At 61.1% G+C, this 16186-nt stretch carries 11 protein-coding genes; 3 read left to right on the top strand and 8 right to left on the bottom strand.

The genetic code is table 11. The annotated features are described in order from the left end of the window. Window positions 1-308: 308 nt before the first annotated feature. Both rdgB and PLANPX_RS08045 read right to left on the bottom strand, forming a co-directional pair. Window positions 309-932, bottom strand: a complete 624-nt coding sequence (gene rdgB, locus PLANPX_RS08040; RefSeq protein ID WP_152098230.1) for an RdgB/HAM1 family non-canonical purine NTP pyrophosphatase — start codon at window positions 930-932, stop codon at window positions 309-311. Between the two features lie 111 nt (window positions 933-1043). After that, a complete protein-coding gene (locus PLANPX_RS08045) occupies window positions 1044-2321 on the bottom strand; it encodes a hypothetical protein (RefSeq protein ID WP_152098231.1) in 1278 nt (425 codons plus the stop codon). Window positions 2322-2653: 332 nt separating this feature from the next. Here PLANPX_RS08045 and sppA point away from each other — a divergent pair, with 332 nt between their 5' ends. Continuing rightward, window positions 2654-4717 (top strand): signal peptide peptidase SppA, encoded by a 2064-nt coding sequence (gene sppA / locus PLANPX_RS08050; RefSeq protein ID WP_152098232.1) that lies wholly within the window; start codon window positions 2654-2656, stop codon window positions 4715-4717. 333 nt (window positions 4718-5050) lie between these two features. Then, window positions 5051-6487: a sialate O-acetylesterase gene (locus tag PLANPX_RS08055; RefSeq protein WP_172991934.1), complete on the top strand. Its 1437-nt coding sequence runs from the start codon at window positions 5051-5053 to the stop codon at window positions 6485-6487. A gap of 566 nt (window positions 6488-7053) precedes the next feature. On the opposite strand, the gene PLANPX_RS08060 is transcribed toward PLANPX_RS08055, so the two are convergent. After that, window positions 7054-7809: a DUF4339 domain-containing protein gene (locus PLANPX_RS08060; protein ID WP_152098234.1), complete on the bottom strand. Its 756-nt coding sequence runs from the start codon at window positions 7807-7809 to the stop codon at window positions 7054-7056. A gap of 364 nt (window positions 7810-8173) precedes the next feature. On the opposite strand from PLANPX_RS08060, the gene PLANPX_RS08065 reads away from it, so the two are divergent. Beyond that, window positions 8174-9247, top strand: coding sequence for a DUF6666 family protein (locus PLANPX_RS08065; RefSeq protein WP_152098235.1), 1074 nt, complete (start codon window positions 8174-8176; stop codon window positions 9245-9247). A 678-nt stretch (window positions 9248-9925) separates the two neighbouring features. Here PLANPX_RS08065 and PLANPX_RS08070 read toward each other — a convergent pair. The 5 genes from PLANPX_RS08070 to PLANPX_RS08090 are packed head-to-tail and all read right to left on the bottom strand — an operon-like array spanning window position 9926 to window position 16181. Next, window positions 9926-11575, bottom strand: coding sequence for a GH3 auxin-responsive promoter family protein (locus PLANPX_RS08070; protein ID WP_152098236.1), 1650 nt, complete (start codon window positions 11573-11575; stop codon window positions 9926-9928). 3 nt (window positions 11576-11578) lie between these two features. Further along, window positions 11579-12313, bottom strand: a complete 735-nt coding sequence (locus PLANPX_RS08075) for a hypothetical protein (protein ID WP_152098237.1) — start codon at window positions 12311-12313, stop codon at window positions 11579-11581. A gap of 10 nt (window positions 12314-12323) precedes the next feature. Next, complete coding sequence (locus PLANPX_RS08080) at window positions 12324-13445, bottom strand: hypothetical protein (protein ID WP_152098238.1); 1122 nt, start codon at window positions 13443-13445, stop codon at window positions 12324-12326. After that, entirely contained in the window at window positions 13408-14787 is a 1380-nt protein-coding gene (locus PLANPX_RS08085; protein WP_152098239.1) for a B12-binding domain-containing radical SAM protein, read from the bottom strand. Before PLANPX_RS08085 ends, PLANPX_RS08080 begins: the two co-directional genes overlap by 38 nt. Window positions 14788-14822: 35 nt before the next feature. Next, window positions 14823-16181 carry a B12-binding domain-containing radical SAM protein gene (locus PLANPX_RS08090; RefSeq protein ID WP_152098240.1) on the bottom strand — a complete coding sequence of 453 codons (1359 nt, stop codon included), beginning with the start codon at window positions 16179-16181 and terminating at the stop codon, window positions 14823-14825. Window positions 16182-16186: the final 5 nt, after the last annotated feature.

The following is a 16186-nucleotide window of genomic DNA, read 5'->3' on the forward strand; positions in this document are numbered from 1 at the left end:
CGGCACGGCTGATTGTAATCCCCCACGCCGCCGGTGCCATTCTTCTCTGGCTGAGAAATGCCTCACCGCCAAGGACGCCAAGGTGCGCCAAGGAAATACAGGGGCGGTTGAACCACAACGGCACAACGAGCACAACGAAAGTCAGATCAAGCCAGAGAGAATTACTTTCAAGCCGTATTTCTTTTGCGCCTTCGCGCCTTTGCGTGAGATCAAAATCAGAAATGTCTCACGCAAAGGCGCGAAGGCGCAAAAGAAGATGGAGTACTTATAGTCCCCCTTGGCGTCCTTGGCGGTTCAATTCTTTCTCTTTAGCCCCACGCCCCGCTCGCCTTCAGCGCGAGTAGCTTCGGCACCACGCTCCGCAGCGCCCGCGCTCGGTGGCTGATCGCCCCCTTCACCAGCGGCCCCAGCTGGCCGAAGGTTTGGTGATACTCCACGACCTCGAAGAGCGGGTCATACCCGAACCCATTCGTTCCCGCCGGTTCGAACACGATCCGGCCGCGGCAAATGTCGGCGCATTCCGTCCGAATCTCGCCCCGCGGATCGGCCACCGCCACGTGGCAAACGTAGTGGGCCGTCCGCTTGGCGAGCGACAGGTCGCCCAACTCCGCGAGCAGCTTCGCGTTGTTGTCGGCGTCGGTCGCGTTCTCGCCCGCATACCGCGCCGAGTAGACGCCAGGCCGGCCGTCGAGCGCATCGACGGCCAGTCCGCTGTCGTCCGCCATCACCCATGCGCCCAGATAGATCGCTTGCTCCGCCGCCTTCTTCCGCGCGTTGTAGGCGAACGTGTCGCCATCCTCAACCACGTCGAGAATCGGCCGCCCCGCCTCGCGCAGCGTCTGCACCTCGAACCCATACGGAGCGAGCAGCTCCTGCAGCTCGAGTCCCTTCTTGAGGTTGGTGGTACCGATGACAAGACGATGCGCGGCCATAGTGCGTTCCCAGCGACGTGAGTGGAACGCATCATTGTAGCGCCGCCGGCGCTCAGGCAGAACCGCGAATCCGCCGCGGCTTGCCGACTTCAGCCGCTATTCCGGCTCGTACTATTTCCGCACGTACGCCGAGCTCACCGAAACCTTCGGCGCGTCGATCGGCTGCGGTTGAATATCGAACGGCAGTCCGACGAAGTCCTTGGGGTGAAATCCGTCGGCAACGTCGCCGAACTTCGCGGAGAACTGCTTGTCGAATTGCTGCAACACTTCGCCTTCGGTGTGTTCCGCCTGCTGAATGTCTTCCGCATCGGCGCCGATCGCTTGATACGTCGCACGCTCGAAACCGACGTTGGGCGTCGCCGCGCCGAACGTGTTGACGATGATCTGCGCTTCGCGGGTCGAGGGCGTCAGCTGGCCATTCTGATTCCGCTGCAGGTCGTCGAACGACCCGACAGTGACGTAGCTCTCGTAGCGATCATGGAATTCGTAAGCCTCCCAGCCCTTCGCACGCAGGGCGACGGTCAGCTTGTGAGCATTTTCTCCAGCGACGACCAGGGCGTCGTTGTCTTTGGCGCCGCGGATCGACGAACCCTTGGCCGCTTCGATATCGCTCGACTTGAGCGACGTTTTGCCGGCGAACGTCGCCACTTTGATGGTGTACTTGCCGGGGCAATTGAGCAGGGAGTGCTCAAAGTTCTTGTTCCACTTGGCGATTTCTTGATCAACGCCGACCGGAGCAAAGTATTCCTTGGGCAGCAGCGGGTTGCGCGTCAGGAATGCGTGGCTCATCGGCCCGCGATTTACTTGCTTGCCGAGCTTCTGCTTCACCGACCGCTGCAATTGACGCATGCCGATCAAGCTTTGCGATGTCGCTTCGCCCGATTCAATCTTCAGCGATTCGGGCTCCAGGGTTTTCACGCGATCCAACAGCGCCTGCGCCGCAGGATCTTCGATCGTGTGGAACTCGCCCACGAGCACAGCGTGCTCTACCACCTCGCTCCCGCGCTGATATCGCCGCTTGATCGGGGCGCCGTAATTATCGATCCCCAGGCCAGTCCGCTCGTCTTCCAGCTTGAACGTCATCGCGTAGTAATACGCGGGCAAGTTGAACTTCGAGCGCAGCTCGTTGACCAACTCGCGGGCTTCCGTCTCGCCCCCCTCGCCGTTGAACGACATCGCCATCACCAACCACGGGCCGTTCTGCTCGGTTAGCGTGTAATCGCCGTTCGCTTCGAACGCCACCTTCTTCTGCGGCATCACTTGCCGCCAAAACGGCTCGGCGGCGTGGCTCGTCGCGGGAATTCCAGCCACCATCGCCGTAGCGACGGCGAGCGACGAACTACGGCGAACAAACAAAGAGCGGAGGGCCTGCGAAAATGCTGAGGTCATGGTCGGTTCCGCGATCGGGGAGCACGGTGGAGCGGGAGACGCCGGGCGGGCCGGCAAAAAGTCGCGCGGGAAAAGTATCAAACCGCGGTGCGATCGCCCAGGGCGGATTGCACCGCCGCTAGCATGGCGGAGAGGTCGCGCCGGTTGCACTGCCCCGGCAAAATCGGGCCGCCGCGGAATTCGGCCCAATTTGGGCAAGATAGCCCGGCCCCTGGCGAATGCCCGGCATCTACCCGCTATAGTGGTAATGACGCCGGGAAGCGGCCTGAGTAGGCGGTTGAATCTCGCGGCGTCAGCGAAATCACGAGAGACTCAGAACGGGGATACCAGCAATGCGTGAATTCTTGCTCGGGATGTGGTTGGCCATCGCGCTCGTCGTCGCCGGACCGGCGACTTGGTCCTTCGCCGCCGACAAATCGGCGTCCGACGACAAAGCCGCAGCGGCGGAAAAGAAAGCCGACGACAAGGAAACCGATAAGAAGTCAGCCGACGAGAAGTCGGACGCCAAGGCCGACGCCGACAAGAAGGCCGACGACGCCGACGAGAAGGCGGAAGCCAAGGACGAAGCCAAAATCGAATCCAAGCGCGTGAAGGCCAAGAAGGCCGAAGCCGCCCGCGCCGCCGAAAAAGCCAAGGCCGAAGAGCAAGCCAAGAAGGACAAAGAAGCCGCCGACAAAGAAGCAGCCGCGAAGGCCGCCAAGAAAAAAGTCCGCATCGCCTACATCATCGTCGACGGCGCCCTCCCCGAATCCCCCGGCGAGATGTCCCTCTTCGGCGACCTCGGCGTCGATCTCCGCAAGACGATGGCCCGCATCGAAAAGGCGGGCGACGACGAATCCATCGCCGGCGTCATCCTCCAAATCGACGCCGCTCCAGGCCGCGGCAAGCTGAACGAACTCCGCGACTCGATCAAGCGCGTCCAGTCGAAGGGTAAGAAGGTTTACGCCCTGCTCGAATCGGCCATGGGCCCGCAGTACCAACTCGCCTCGGCCTGCGACGAAATCATCATCCCCGAGTCGGGCGAAGTCCTGCTCCCTGGCGTCCGCGCCGAGTTCTCGTTCTACAAAGACCTCCTCGGCAAGGTCGGCGTCGAGGCCGACATGCTCCACGTCGGCGACTTCAAAGGCGCCGCCGAACCCTACACTCGCGACAGCCTCAGCGAGCCGGTTCGCAAGAACATGACTGCGCTCATCGACGACGTCTACGACGAAATGCTCACCACGATCGCCTCCGACCGCGATCTGAAGGTCGAAGAGGTGCGGCTCATCGTCGACCAAGGCCTGCTCATGGCGAACGAAGCCAAGGAAGCCGGCCTCGTCGATCGCATCGCCTACCCCGACCAATTCCGCGATTCACTCCAGAAGGAATACAAAGCCGACAAGCTCGTCTACGTCGAGAACTACGCCAAGCAAAAAGTCGACGCCGACTTCAGCGGCCCGATGGGCATGATGAAGCTCTTCCAGTCGATGATGGGCGAAGGCAAGGGGGGCAGCGGCGACAGCAACCCGAAAATTGCTATCGTCTACGCCGTCGGCCCGATCATGAGCGGCAAAAGCCAGAGCAGCATTCTCGGCGAAACCACGATGGGCTCGACCACCATCGTTGAAGCCCTGCAAGAAGCCGCTAAGGATGAAACCGTGAAGGCGATCGTCCTCCGCGTCGACAGCCCCGGCGGCTCGGCCCTCGCCAGCGACCTCATCTGGCGGCAGACCCAAGCGATCGACAAGCCGATCGTCGCCAGCATGGGCGACGTCGCCGCCAGCGGCGGCTACTACATCTCGATGGGCGCCGACCGCATCTTCGCCGAACCTGGCACCGTCACCGGCTCGATCGGCGTCGTCGGCGGTAAGCTTGCGATGAAGGGCGTCTACGACAAGCTCGGCATCGACACCGAATCGATCTCGCGCGGCGAGAACAGCGGCATCTTCTCGACAACCCACAAGTTCTCCGACTCGGAGCGCAAAGTCGTCGAGCGGATGATGAAAGACGTCTACCGACAGTTCACCACGAAGGCCGCCGAAGGCCGCAAGATGAAGGTCGAACAACTTGAAAAGCTTGCCGGCGGCCAAGTCTACACCGGCCGCGTCGCCAAACGCCTCGGCCTGATCGACGAAGTCGGCACGCTCCGCGACTCGATCCAATCGGCCAAGCGGCTCGCCGGCCTCGACCCCGACAAGAAGGTCGAAGTCCTCGTCCTGCCGAAGCCCGAGAACCCGTTCGAGGCGATGTTCGGCGGCAACATGGACGCCGAACGCGAAGCCGAAGCCCGCGTCATCGCCGGCATCACGTCCCTCGCGCCGGAACTCCGCGGCGTCCTGCGTCACGCCGTACAGCTTCGCCAAGTGATGCGCGAACCGGTGGCGGTGATGATGCCGTATTGGTTCGAAATCAAGTAACCTGTTCGCTTTGTAATGCTTTACCTCGAATCGGCCGGTCGCCCTTTGCGATCGGCCGATTTTTTTTTTGCGTGCGTCTTCCGAGGGTGCCACTGGCATCCTGCCAGTACGAAGTACCGCAACGCATTGTCTAACGATCAACACCCAAGCAGCCTGAAAAGCAAAGCTGGCTGCGCTGTGCAGGTGATGGAGAGCATGTACCCGCTGCGCACTGGCGACACGCCAGTGGCGCCCAGTATCAAGCGCCAACGCTTGAGGCCGCTCAATCCGCTCGTTAATCTGCTTGAATCAGCGGACTCATCTCATCTTATCTTGCAGCGTGAAGAGGCGAACATGAAACTCGCAGCGGCAGTTTTCCTAGCGATCGGTCTCTCTGCTCACGCCCACGTCGCCCGGGCGGCAGACGCTCCGCAACCGCTCGCCCTCGCCTCGGTCTTCTCCGACCACATGGTGCTGCAACGCGACGCGCGAACTCCCGTCTGGGGAACCGCGGCGCCGCACGCCAACGTGACGGTCTCCATCGACGGCAAAGCGAGCGTCGCCGCCACCGCCGACGCCGACGGCAAATGGAAGCTCGCCCTCGCCCCTCATCCCGCCGGCGGGCCCGTGACCGTCCAAGTAAAATCGGGCGACGAATCGATCACGCTCGACGACGTACTGTTCGGCGACGTCTGGATCGCCGGCGGCCAATCGAACATGGAGTGGACCGTCAAAGATTCGGACGGCACTGATGCAGCGCTCGCCGCCGCGGCCAACCCCATGATTCGCGCCATCGACGTCCCCAATCGCCCCATGGACGAACCGCAAGCATCCTTCGACACGCTAGGTTGGCAAGTCGCAGCCCCGGAAACGATCGCCTCGTGGCCCGCCGTCGCTTACTACTTCGCCCGCGACTTGCAGCAGGAGCTGGGCGTGCCGATCGGGATCCTCTCGTGCAATCAGGGGGGCACCCCCATGGAAGCCTGGACCAGTCGCGAAGCGCTCGCCGCCGTCCCCACGTTCGCCGACGACTACGACCAGGCGCAGGAACTGCTCAAGAGCAACGCTAAAGACGCTGAGGGCCGCCCCCGCATGTACTCGCACCACGTCCCCACCGTCCTCTTCAACGGCATGCTGTCGCCGATCATTCCCTACGCCGTCAAAGGCGTCGTCTGGTATCAGGGCGAAGACAACGCCGGCCGACCCGCCGAGTACCACGAGCTCTCCAAAACGATGATTGCCGACTGGCGAGCGCGGTTCGGCCAAGGCGACTTCCCCTTCCTCTTCGTCCAGTTGGCCGCGTTCGAACCGGGCGGCGAGACCTGGCCGCTCCTGCGGGAAGCTCAGGCCGAGACGCTCGACGTCCCCCGCACCGGCATGGCGGTCGCCATCGACGTCGGCGATCGGCACGACGTCCACCCGCGCAACAAGGCCGAAGTCGGCCGGCGGCTGGCCCTCGTCGCCCGTCATGTTGCTTACAACGACGATCAGATCGAATATTCCGGACCGACGTATCGCGATCTACAAACGGAGGGCGACAAGCTGCGCGTCTCGTTCGACCACGCCGCAGGCCTCCGCTCAGCCGTCGGCGAACTGAAGGGCTTCGAAATCGCGGGTGCTGACGGCCGGTATGTCCCCGCCCAAGCAACCATCGACGGCGACGCCGTCATCCTCTCCGCCACCGGCGTCACCGAGCCAAAGTCGGCCCGCTACGCCTGGGCCGCCTACCCCGAAGCAACGCTAAAAAACGCCGCCGGCCTACCAGCCGTCCCGTTCCGGTCAAAAAAGTGACCCGAACCCAAAACAATAAAAGCCACCGGCTCCGCCGGTGGACGAAGCACGAACATTCCCGCCACTCAGCGCGTTTCCCGGCGGGTAATCGGATAGCGGGTAGCCCCGGTTGCCGCCCAAGCGGCTACCGGGGCAGCGCAGCTGCAAGAGGCAACTCACATCGAATCGTCCAACCCGCGACAGTGTGAGCCTCTCACGGCCGGGTGGCATGGTCTCGGCTGTACTCGGCCGTGGCCATGTGAAGCGTGAAGAGCCTGCACGCTCCTCAGCAAATTCGCATGCTCACGGCTTGAGGCCGAGAGCATGCCACCTGCCGAGCAGAGCATCTGTCATCCCGAGCGAAGCGAGGGATCTAGCAACTCAAACAAACTCCCAAATTCCTCACCCGCCCAAGGGTGCCACTGGCATCCTGCCAGTGCGAGCCGCCGCAACGCCCTGGTTACCGACCAGTACGCAAGCAGCCTAAAAATCAAAGCCGCCTGCGTCCTGCAGATGATGGAGAACACGTACCCGCTCCGCACTGGCGACACGCCAGTGGCGCCCGGCGATTGGCATACTCCGTCAGTTTACCGATAAGGGTCGCCGCTCGCGGCGCCAATGATGCAACATAGGTGAAGCACTAAACCTGGGATGACGAGAGCGAAATAGCCGATTGTGGTGACGATGAACCAAGCTAAGCCGTTGAAGATTTGCCCCTTGTACATCTGCCCGAGGCCGGGAATCAGGAAGCTCAAAACAATGGCAACGCCACGGCTCCACCGCGGACCGTGGTGCATGCCGACTACCTGATTAACTACGACGTTAACGGGGGCTGCGGCGGGAGCAGCATGGAACACTGTCTGCGCGACTGGTTGTGCCTGCTCGCGTGGTCGGCCGTCAAGGAACTCGTTGCAATGCCTACACTTGATCGCGGTCGGTGCAATCGACTCGCCGCAAAAAGGGCACAGACGATTCACCACGGGCGGAGCGGCAGGCGCGGGGACCGCAATCGCCCTGTGCGTAGTTGAAGTCGCGACGGGAGCCGACTGGTTTTGGCCTGCCTCGATAATGTCGATAGCGCGGGCGGGTGGTGCAGGCGATCGGGTAGCGACTGTGGTTGAGCGAACGGCTGGCGGTTTGACGGCCGGCGCGAGTTCGCGAGATGGTGAGTCGAATAGTCCCTTAACTTTTTCAGCCGAAGTCCACTTCCCTTCGACGCCCATGCGAATCTGGGTGTCAGGTTTGATCTTACCCGTGTTGGCAAGTTCTTTCAGCTGCGCTGAAGTGAACGGCCCGTAGGTCTTATCACTCTTGTTGACGAACCACTCGGTTTTGGTTGCCATTGCGCGCTCATGCGAGAAGAGTCGTAATTTATACTTTTGTGATGGTAATCGAGCTATTGGTCTCGGTCAATTTTCCTTGCTGTCGAGCGGGATTATTCCGTCCAGCAATGCCACTTTGTGGTGGATTTCATCTAGGCGTTGAGGGCTAACGTGGCGTCGCCCAACGGTAAGGGCCAACCGCCCCTCCCCAACGACTTTGCCGCCCAGGCAAGCCAGTCCGCCCCCTCACCCCCCGCCACTCGGTCCGCTTATTCCGGTTGTACCGCTTAACCCGTCCCGCCAGTTTTCCCGCAGAAGATGCCTAAAACCGTGCGATCTACGGAATGGACACGACGTCCACTCGTAAGTCACGGAGGGCGGTACCATGCGGAAGCTTGTCAGTTTGGCCTTTTTAAACGCGGCGCTCATCGGTTCGACCGGGGCGGCCTACGCGGAAGAAACCAGCGTCGCGAATTTCCTCGACGGCGAAGTCAAAAGCGAAGCCAGCCTCTCCGAGGCCTGCTTCAACGAGAAGGGTGGCTACGAGCTCTGTAGCTACAGCGACTCGTGCGAACCCTGTAACGACAGCTGCAGCCCCTGCATTGGGAACTGGCTCGATAACACCGTGGTCTTCGCCGGCGCCGACGTCTACAAGTCGATCGGCGACCGCCTCACGAACATCAACGGCGGCACCGGCTCGCTCACCAGCAGCTTCGGCGGCGTCACCGGCTTCAACACCGGCTTCGCCCTCGGCGATTCCGAGCTCCGCGGACAAGTCGGCGGCAGCTACGGCGTCTACGATCCTCGCGGCCGCTTGGCCGTCGTTCCCGAATCGACCGACGTCGAAACACAGGGCTTCGTCACCGCCGGCGTGTACAAACGGGGCGACATGCTCCACAACACCGACCGCATTAGCTACGGTGCCGTCGTCGACTCGTTCATGGCCGACAACTGGGGCATCAACGCGAACACGGTCCAGATGGGCCAGCTCCGCGGCATCGCCGGCTACGCCCTGAGCGAACGGTTTGAAGTCGGCGGTTTCGGCACCGTGCACCTGTGGCACGATCAAGCCGCCGTCACCGTCGCCGGCGCCCCCAGCGTCCGCCGCGAAGTTCGCGCGGCGAACCAAGCCAACCTCTACCTCCGCGGCAACACCGCCTCCGGCGGCTCGCTGATGGGTTACGTCGGCGCCTTCGACCGCGCCGACATCCAGTCGTGGCAGTTCGGCTTCACCGGTGAAGCCCCGCTCAGCCGCTGGTTCTCGCTCTACGGCAACGCGAACTACGCCGTCCCCGGCGCCAGCGCCGGCCCCCGTGGCTCGGGCGAAGAACAGTTTGCCGCGCAGTTCGGCGTCGCCTACTACTTCGGCGGCAAGGCAGCCAGCCCGACCGTCACCGGCCAAAAGGGCCTGCCGCTGCTCGACGTCGCGAACAACGGCTCGTTCCTGGTCACCGACTGATCGGCTTAGGATCGGGCCTGATCGAGATCGGATAGCTACGCGAAGCACGCCCCCGGTCGCCGCCGCACGCGGCGACCGGGGCAGCGTCGCTGTATGACGAATTAAAACAAACTTGTCCCTAAAGTGCCGAGCGCCATCGCTCAACCCTTTTCGCATCGTTTCGCCACCACAGCCCCCCCCACCGCAGCGAGCCGGGTCGTCCCGACCCCGGCGCATTTCGAGGGTGGCAGAAACTGCCATCTACCCACGCAGTGTTTTCTCCGCTAGGTTGAAGAGCGTCGCGCCTGCGTGTGAAGATCGCACAAGCGTGCGAACAGCAACTCGGCTTCAGCGCCAACCACGTAGGTGAGCCGCCGCGCCGCAGCATCGCCGCCCGCGCAACGACCGGAGCGTTCCGTCCCAAAATGCGACTTCCAACGCGTCAAAACATTCTGTCGCCACAACCGCCGCACCTAACAGCAGCCCCAACAACAACTTAGGATTCTGTCGCCAAAAACGCGTTTCGCGACAAAATAGATCGCAACGTTGAACGAACGAGGCGTACAAACTCTCTGGGCACGAGATCCAAAGCCGGAGACGTGAAAGTAGCTTGATGGAGCGCTGGCGGCAAGCCGCCGCTGGCCGCGAAATGTTCGCAACAAGCGCGAGGCACAACATGACTGTTGAGGTTGCACCGGGCTAGGCGCCGGAAGCACGCAAGCTAGTGGTCTTGATGTCGCCTAAACGTTGACCCGCGGCTGCGCGGCGGGACAAATCGTCGGCAATGACCGCATCGACCTCGCGTTCATTGAGCCATTCGACTGTCGGCGCTCTGAGCTGGGCCAGGCTCCTGGCGTAGCGATAGGCGGAGTTGGCGGATAGGCCGCGGTCCAGCGACTCGCACAATTGGTCAGCGATTGAGGAGCGAGCACTCAGCGCGGGTTCGAACAGGCGGAGCACGTAGTTTGCATTCGCTTCGTCGGCGGCGAGTTGGGCAAATCGGGGGGCAAGGTTGAACTCGCAAAACAGTGATTGCAGAACCGACTCGACATGGGCCGCGTTGAGTTTTTCGCCGACCAGATCGCTTGTGGCATCGGTCTTGCCGACGAAGCGCAGCAGCGGCGTCTCGCGGAAGAAGCCCACGACTTCGATTTGGTCGTGCAGTTGGTAGCGATAAAGTCCGCCCTGCGTGGTAACCAGCACTTCGTAGTGGCGTCCCGCTTCGAGTTCATGGGCCAGGAGCAAGCGAGCCGCTTCCAGCGGCGGGCGATCGATGGGGCGAAATTCGAAGAAGTGCGATCGAATCGCCAAGGCTGGCGCCGTCTGGCTTACGAGGGGGACGCTGACGAACGCCTCGGTTGCTAACAGCCCCTTGGGTTGAAGTTCAATGCCATTGAGATAAGTTTGTAGATGATTGGCGTAAGATCGCGACGGGCCGTCCGTCCAGCAGCTGACGAGCCGTAGCTTCGGCCAGATCGCGCGAATGCAATCGGCGATGCGATCGCTGTTGCCCAGCAGTTCGCGAAGTGCTTGGGCTCGCTGCGGTCGAGGTTCAAACGGCTGTTGCCATCGTGGGGCGTGACGGGGCGACGAGGGCGTTGAGATATTGCCTAGCTCGATGTCGCGGCAGAGTTCGTCCCAGTGAAGCCAGAGGAAATTCAACAGTTCCGTTAGAAACGTCGGACTCCACACCGATATCAAGCTGAGGCGCGGATCTCGAAGCAGAAAGAACAACGTTGCGTAACGGCACGAGGCAATATCAGGAGCCAGGGCGAGAGTCGACGGCACGGCCATCGTCCGCTCGACGAGCATTTTTTCGAACTTGCCGAGGTAGGCGGCGTCTTCATCGAAACCGATTGGAGTGCCGCCGCTCGTCTTGCGAGGTAATGACGCCAGCGGCGAGATAGACCAGTATGCAGTTCCCTGGCGTACGGCTGGGCGAGAGGAGAAGAGATCCCAAATCCAAACCTTAATCGCCCGCTGGAACGCGCGCCTCAGCGAGGCGGTGTAGGGGATCAGCTTGTCGCCCCGACTCGAACCGCCTGTAGGCTCGAGGAGGTCGACTCGCTCCGCCGTCAACACGCGAGACTCGCCATGGGAAATCCGATCGACTGGTCCGCGATAGTCGTCGTAATTTGAGACCGGAACGGCGTCCTGGAATTCATCAACGCTGCTGATTGCTGAGAACCGATGCTGCTTGCCGAACCATGTCTGGCGATTGTCCTGCACGATGCGTCGCAGCAAGCGTGCCTGCGTCTGCTGCACGACGCCGGTCGATCGCCGATATGCTTGTGCTTCGCGGAAGCAGGCGGCCATCCAGAAGGTGTTGCAGAAACTCGGACCAAACACGAGTTATCCTGCGAGTGGGACGGAAGCGGCGGGGTAGATGACGCGAAGAGCTGCAGCGGTAAAGTTGGCCTTCGACAGCGGAGCCACGCAGCAGAGTTCATCGCCCCGTTGATAGCCTGGATTGCGAGCAATGAAGTAACGAACGTGTCGATCGGATTGCGCTCGATGGCCGGGATCAGCGAGGGTTGCTCGGACATATTCCTTGTCGGGCATCGCTCGGATCAATTGAGTATTGGCATCGTAACCGAGCGGAGCCACCTCCCTGGCGAGTGCGTCAATCACGGCGCGCTCGCGACTCGGCGTTGGTGCGTCGGCGCTAGGGAACCACTCGCGAAAGAACAACGGCAAGTATTTATAAGTGCGAAAACCCTTCGACGTAAGGAACCAGTAGAGAGGTTGCTCGGCGTGGCTTTCGATCAGCGACACTGCCAGTCGACCCCACTCGTGGGCGAGGGCAATGTCGCCCCAGTGCTGCGGATCGACGACGGTGTCTCCCGAGAACAATGCCCTGACAAGTTTTCCGTCGACTTCAGCTTGCAGCAGCGTCTGCGTCGAAAACCCAGCCAGACGTTCCGAGAGGGGATCGTGAACTTGGACCACCCACTCCTTGGCAGCCAAGTCGGCTTCGAACTGCTTTCGCTGAATATTCGCATACGCTCGCTGCATCAGGCCGAACATCGCATCGCGATCGCATGCGACCAGATCGCTAACTTTGATAAGTGAACTGCGAAGTCTCACGTCAACTTCCCTACAGGCAGCCGAGTTCCAAGTAGGGAACTCGTTGAGTTAGTTCGGCAAGGTCAGGCGGCTGGTCGGGCCAGAATACCAGATACAGCTGCGTCACGTACTCTCTGCCGCCGATGGTTCGAGCAATCGGCAGAAGCGGATCAGCAGCGTGCAACCCCAGGAATACCAGACGGTCGCCACGTTGAAGCAACTCGCGGCTCATCGCCCCGATCAAACGACGGCAGATTTCCGCATCGTTTTCAGCAACGACTAAGATCGCACCATAGCGTGCAGCCAGGATGCTTCCGGGCGCTGGCAAGGTAGCTCGCTTTCTCATGTTGGCGACGACATTGTAAGCGGGACGAGTCAGCGCCAGCCACCTGCTGTAACTGTGAATAATCGTTTGCTTGAAGCGGCTTTGATCCCAGGCGCCCCAGACGCCAACAAGCTGATCGTCGCGGAAAGCGAGCATGACGTCACCGGGGGAAAGCCCTTGGAGCCAGCCTTGTTCGCTAAAGAGATCGGCGGCGGCGTACGCAGGGAAGAATTGCCGTCGCGGCCCGTGAGCGTTGAGAAAAGTAATGATCTGTTCTCGGTCATCGATCGTTGCGAGTCGCGTTGAAATCCTGGTTGAAGAATCTTGATCGATACGACTCGTCGCCGCTGGATTCAGCGAGGTCGTGACGTAGTCGCCCAAGGAATGGTAAGTCGGCAGCCCGGCTCTGCCGGAGGTGATTGTCTTGAGTGCGACCACGTTGTCGGCAGCGATTGTCGTCAGGTAGTAGGGGGCTGCTCGATCTGCATGCAGCTGGCGAAGAAAGCGATACCCGCGTGCAATCAGAGCTCCTTGCCCTCGGTATTCCGCAAGCAGCCGAAGTCCGCCGAGGTAGCCCACGTTGGTTGGTTGCTGGTTGACGTATCTTGGGCCGGCGGTGCGACTGCCCATGCCGACAATTCGGCCCTGCTCCACGTCTCTGCCGACGACAATTTGCACAAGTTTGCCGTCGACCGGCGTGGCGGCGAAGAAGTTCGGCTCACGAGCGAAGCTGATCGAGATCTGTCCAGTCATCGGCGTCGATGAAAGCACCTCGCGCAGCTCGGCATCATCATCCGCCGTGGCGAGCGTGAACTCGAACTTTCCCATGACGTTTCACTTGGTGATTGGGGGCGAGTCCGAGCTGCAGTCCTTGGCGTAGATCGATGTCAAAGTGCGAGCCCAGGTTGAGGCCAAGGTAGACGCCCAGCATCGTGGCACTGCTGGCATTGGCTTCGCGGTCGAACAGGCGTCCGAAGATGGAGCTCCAACCGTAGAACTCTCGTCGTGCCCAAAGACATCCCGCTTCCAGCTCTGCAGGAGTCATCTTCTTCGGGTTAAAGACTACGTCGCCAACCCGACCCGACGGTTCGAGCCACCATTTTTCCTGGAGCAGCCGTCCTTCCGCCAGCAGTCGGCGGTAGAGCGGCGTGCCGGGGAACGGCACGAGGTGGTTGAACGCCGCCAAGAACAGTTGATGTTCCCGAGCGAAGTCGACGCTCTGTTTGATCACCGCCCAATCATCTTCGTCGTAGCCGAAGACGAAGGTACCGTAGACGGCGAGGCCATGCTTGCGAAACTGACGCAAGCTGGCTTCGTAAGTGGCGTGAGCCGTATTCCAGTCCTTGCCCATCGCCTTGAGGTTCGCGGCGTTGATCGATTCCATGCCAATCAGCACGCCGCGACAACCGCTCGCGACCATCGCGGCCAAGAGGTCGTCGTCGTTGGCGACGTGGATGCTCGCCTGACCGACCCAGCTGATGTTCAGCGGCTGCAGTTCGCGGCAAAGTTCGCGGGCTTTACCCGGTTGGCTGACGATGTTGTCGTCGACGATGAAGAATCGCTGGCTGCCAGTCTGCTCCATCTCTTCAGCGACGTCGCGAGCGGGCCGATGATTTTGAGCAGCGCCATGGACGGCCGTAATGGAGCAGAAATCGCATTTGAAATTACACCCGCGGGCATACTCGACCAGCGTAATGTTCTGGTAGGGGCGGCCGGCAAAGATCCTGCGGTCAGGTCGCACATTCCCCAGTTCTCGACGGCCGCGTCCGTCGTACACCGGTTTCAATCGGCCCGACCTGGCATCGGCGAGCAATTGACTCCAGACCGGTTCCGCATCGCCGATGACGATCGCATCGGCGTGCTCTTGAACCTCCTCTGGAATCAATGTCGCGTGATAACCGCCCATCACCACGGTAACTCCGCGTTGCCGAAACTCCGCGGCGATTGCATACGAACGGAGGGCAGTGAACGTTTCGACGCTAATGACGACCAGATCGGTTGAGTCGTCGTAGGGGATCGCTTCCATCCGGTCATCGTAGAAGCAAGTCTCCACGTCTGGCGGCATCAAGCTGGCGAGCACCGCCATTGATAACGGCTGCATCTGCCAGGCCTTCACATAAGACTTCCCTTCTTTGCGGCCGACGGCTGGGTAGATGAGCGTGATCTTCATGCGTAAGCGTTTGCCTTCCTGATCCGGTGCGGCCGCTAGACTGCGACGGGCTCAACCTGATGCGACTCAGTCAACGAGAGGTCGCGAAAAATCCCTTGAGCCTTCGAAGGCAAATGTTGAGCGAAGTAACGATACCCGAGATTCGTCGACAACCAAAGCGGAAGAATCGACCAAGGGGCGCCGCTGAGGCGTCGGAAGAATGACGGCCAACTGTAGCTTTGCTGCCAACTCCATTTAAGACCCTCCTGCAATCGCTCCGGGCTCATGCCCTTCGGCTGGAAAACGACGTGCTCGACGTCGTAGAGCGACCAGTTGCGATGGAGCAACCGGCCCTCGGCTTCCAGTCGGCGATAGAGCGGCGTTCCCGGAAACGGCGTCGCCACAGCGTACCTCGGCAGATCGATCTTCGTCTTATCGACAAACTCTACGGTGCGTTCGAAGACCGATTCGTCTTCGTCGTCAAATCCAAATACGAAGCAGCCTTGAATGCCGATGCCGTGATCGTGCAGGCGACGGACATGCTCAGCGTAGCGAGAAGCGGCGTGAAATTGTTTGCGGGCGCCGTTGAGCGTCGCCTGGCTGACCGACTCGAAGCCGATCAGCACGCCTTTGCACCCGCTTTGAGCCGCGAGTTTCAAGAGTTCGGCGTCTTCTGCCAAACGAGTCGTCGCTAGTCCCAACCAGCGGATCCGCAGCGGGATCATCGCCCGATACAACGCCTTCGCGTAATTCACGTCCTCGACGGGACTGAGGTCGATAAAAATTGCATGTCGACCTTCAAACGTTTGTAGTTCCGCAATGACGTCATCGACCGGCCGATGAGCGTAGACTCCCTTCCAGGCCGTGGGAACGACGCAGAAGTCACACTGATGGGGACAGCCTCGCGTCGCCTCAATACTGTTGACGGTCGCGTATCCTTTCTTCCTCAGGAGCTCACGCCGTGCAATCGGAACGCCGCGTAGTTCACGGCCAGTCGGTGCAAAATAATGCGGCCGTAGGTTTCCCGCTGAATAATCTCGCAGCAGTTGCGGCCAAGTCTGTTCTGCGTACCCGGTGACGAGCGAATCAGCATGCCGGCTAGCTTCCTCCGGCATGAGCGTCGGGTGAACGCCTCCTAGGACGACCGTGTGACCGCGAGCCCGCAATTCATCCGCGATATTGTAGGCTCGTTGAGCGGTGCCGGTGATCGCCGTGATGCCCACGACGTCGGCGTCGAAATTAAGATCGAGCGGTTGCACCCCTTCGTCCTGGATCGTCACCTCGGCTCCCAACTCTTCCGGCACCATGGCCGCGAGCGTTGTTAGCGTTAACGGTGCGTAGCGAAGCGATCGTTTGAAGATCCCCGTCGAATTGCGATGGATCTCTCCCGCCGGCGATAGCAGTTGGATTTTCACGACAG

Origin of the sequence: Lacipirellula parvula (assembly GCF_009177095.1) — a bacterium.
Lineage (GTDB): Bacteria > Planctomycetota > Planctomycetia > Pirellulales > Lacipirellulaceae > Lacipirellula > Lacipirellula parvula.

Excerpts from the sequence above, each read along its gene's own strand:
- PLANPX_RS08045 (WP_152098231.1), bottom strand. The coding sequence starts at position 2,321 with ATGACCTCAGCATTTTCGCAGGCCCTCCGCTCTTTGTTTGTTCGCCGT.
- PLANPX_RS08065 (WP_152098235.1), top strand. The coding sequence starts at position 8,174 with ATGCGGAAGCTTGTCAGTTTGGCCTTTTTAAACGCGGCGCTCATCGGT.
- PLANPX_RS08060 (WP_152098234.1), bottom strand. The coding sequence starts at position 7,809 with ATGGCAACCAAAACCGAGTGGTTCGTCAACAAGAGTGATAAGACCTAC.
- rdgB (WP_152098230.1), bottom strand. The coding sequence starts at position 932 with ATGGCCGCGCATCGTCTTGTCATCGGTACCACCAACCTCAAGAAGGGA.
- sppA (WP_152098232.1), top strand. The coding sequence starts at position 2,654 with ATGCGTGAATTCTTGCTCGGGATGTGGTTGGCCATCGCGCTCGTCGTC.
- PLANPX_RS08085 (WP_152098239.1), bottom strand. The coding sequence starts at position 14,787 with ATGAAGATCACGCTCATCTACCCAGCCGTCGGCCGCAAAGAAGGGAAG.
- PLANPX_RS08055 (WP_172991934.1), top strand. The coding sequence starts at position 5,051 with ATGAAACTCGCAGCGGCAGTTTTCCTAGCGATCGGTCTCTCTGCTCAC.
- PLANPX_RS08080 (WP_152098238.1), bottom strand. The coding sequence starts at position 13,445 with ATGGGAAAGTTCGAGTTCACGCTCGCCACGGCGGATGATGATGCCGAG.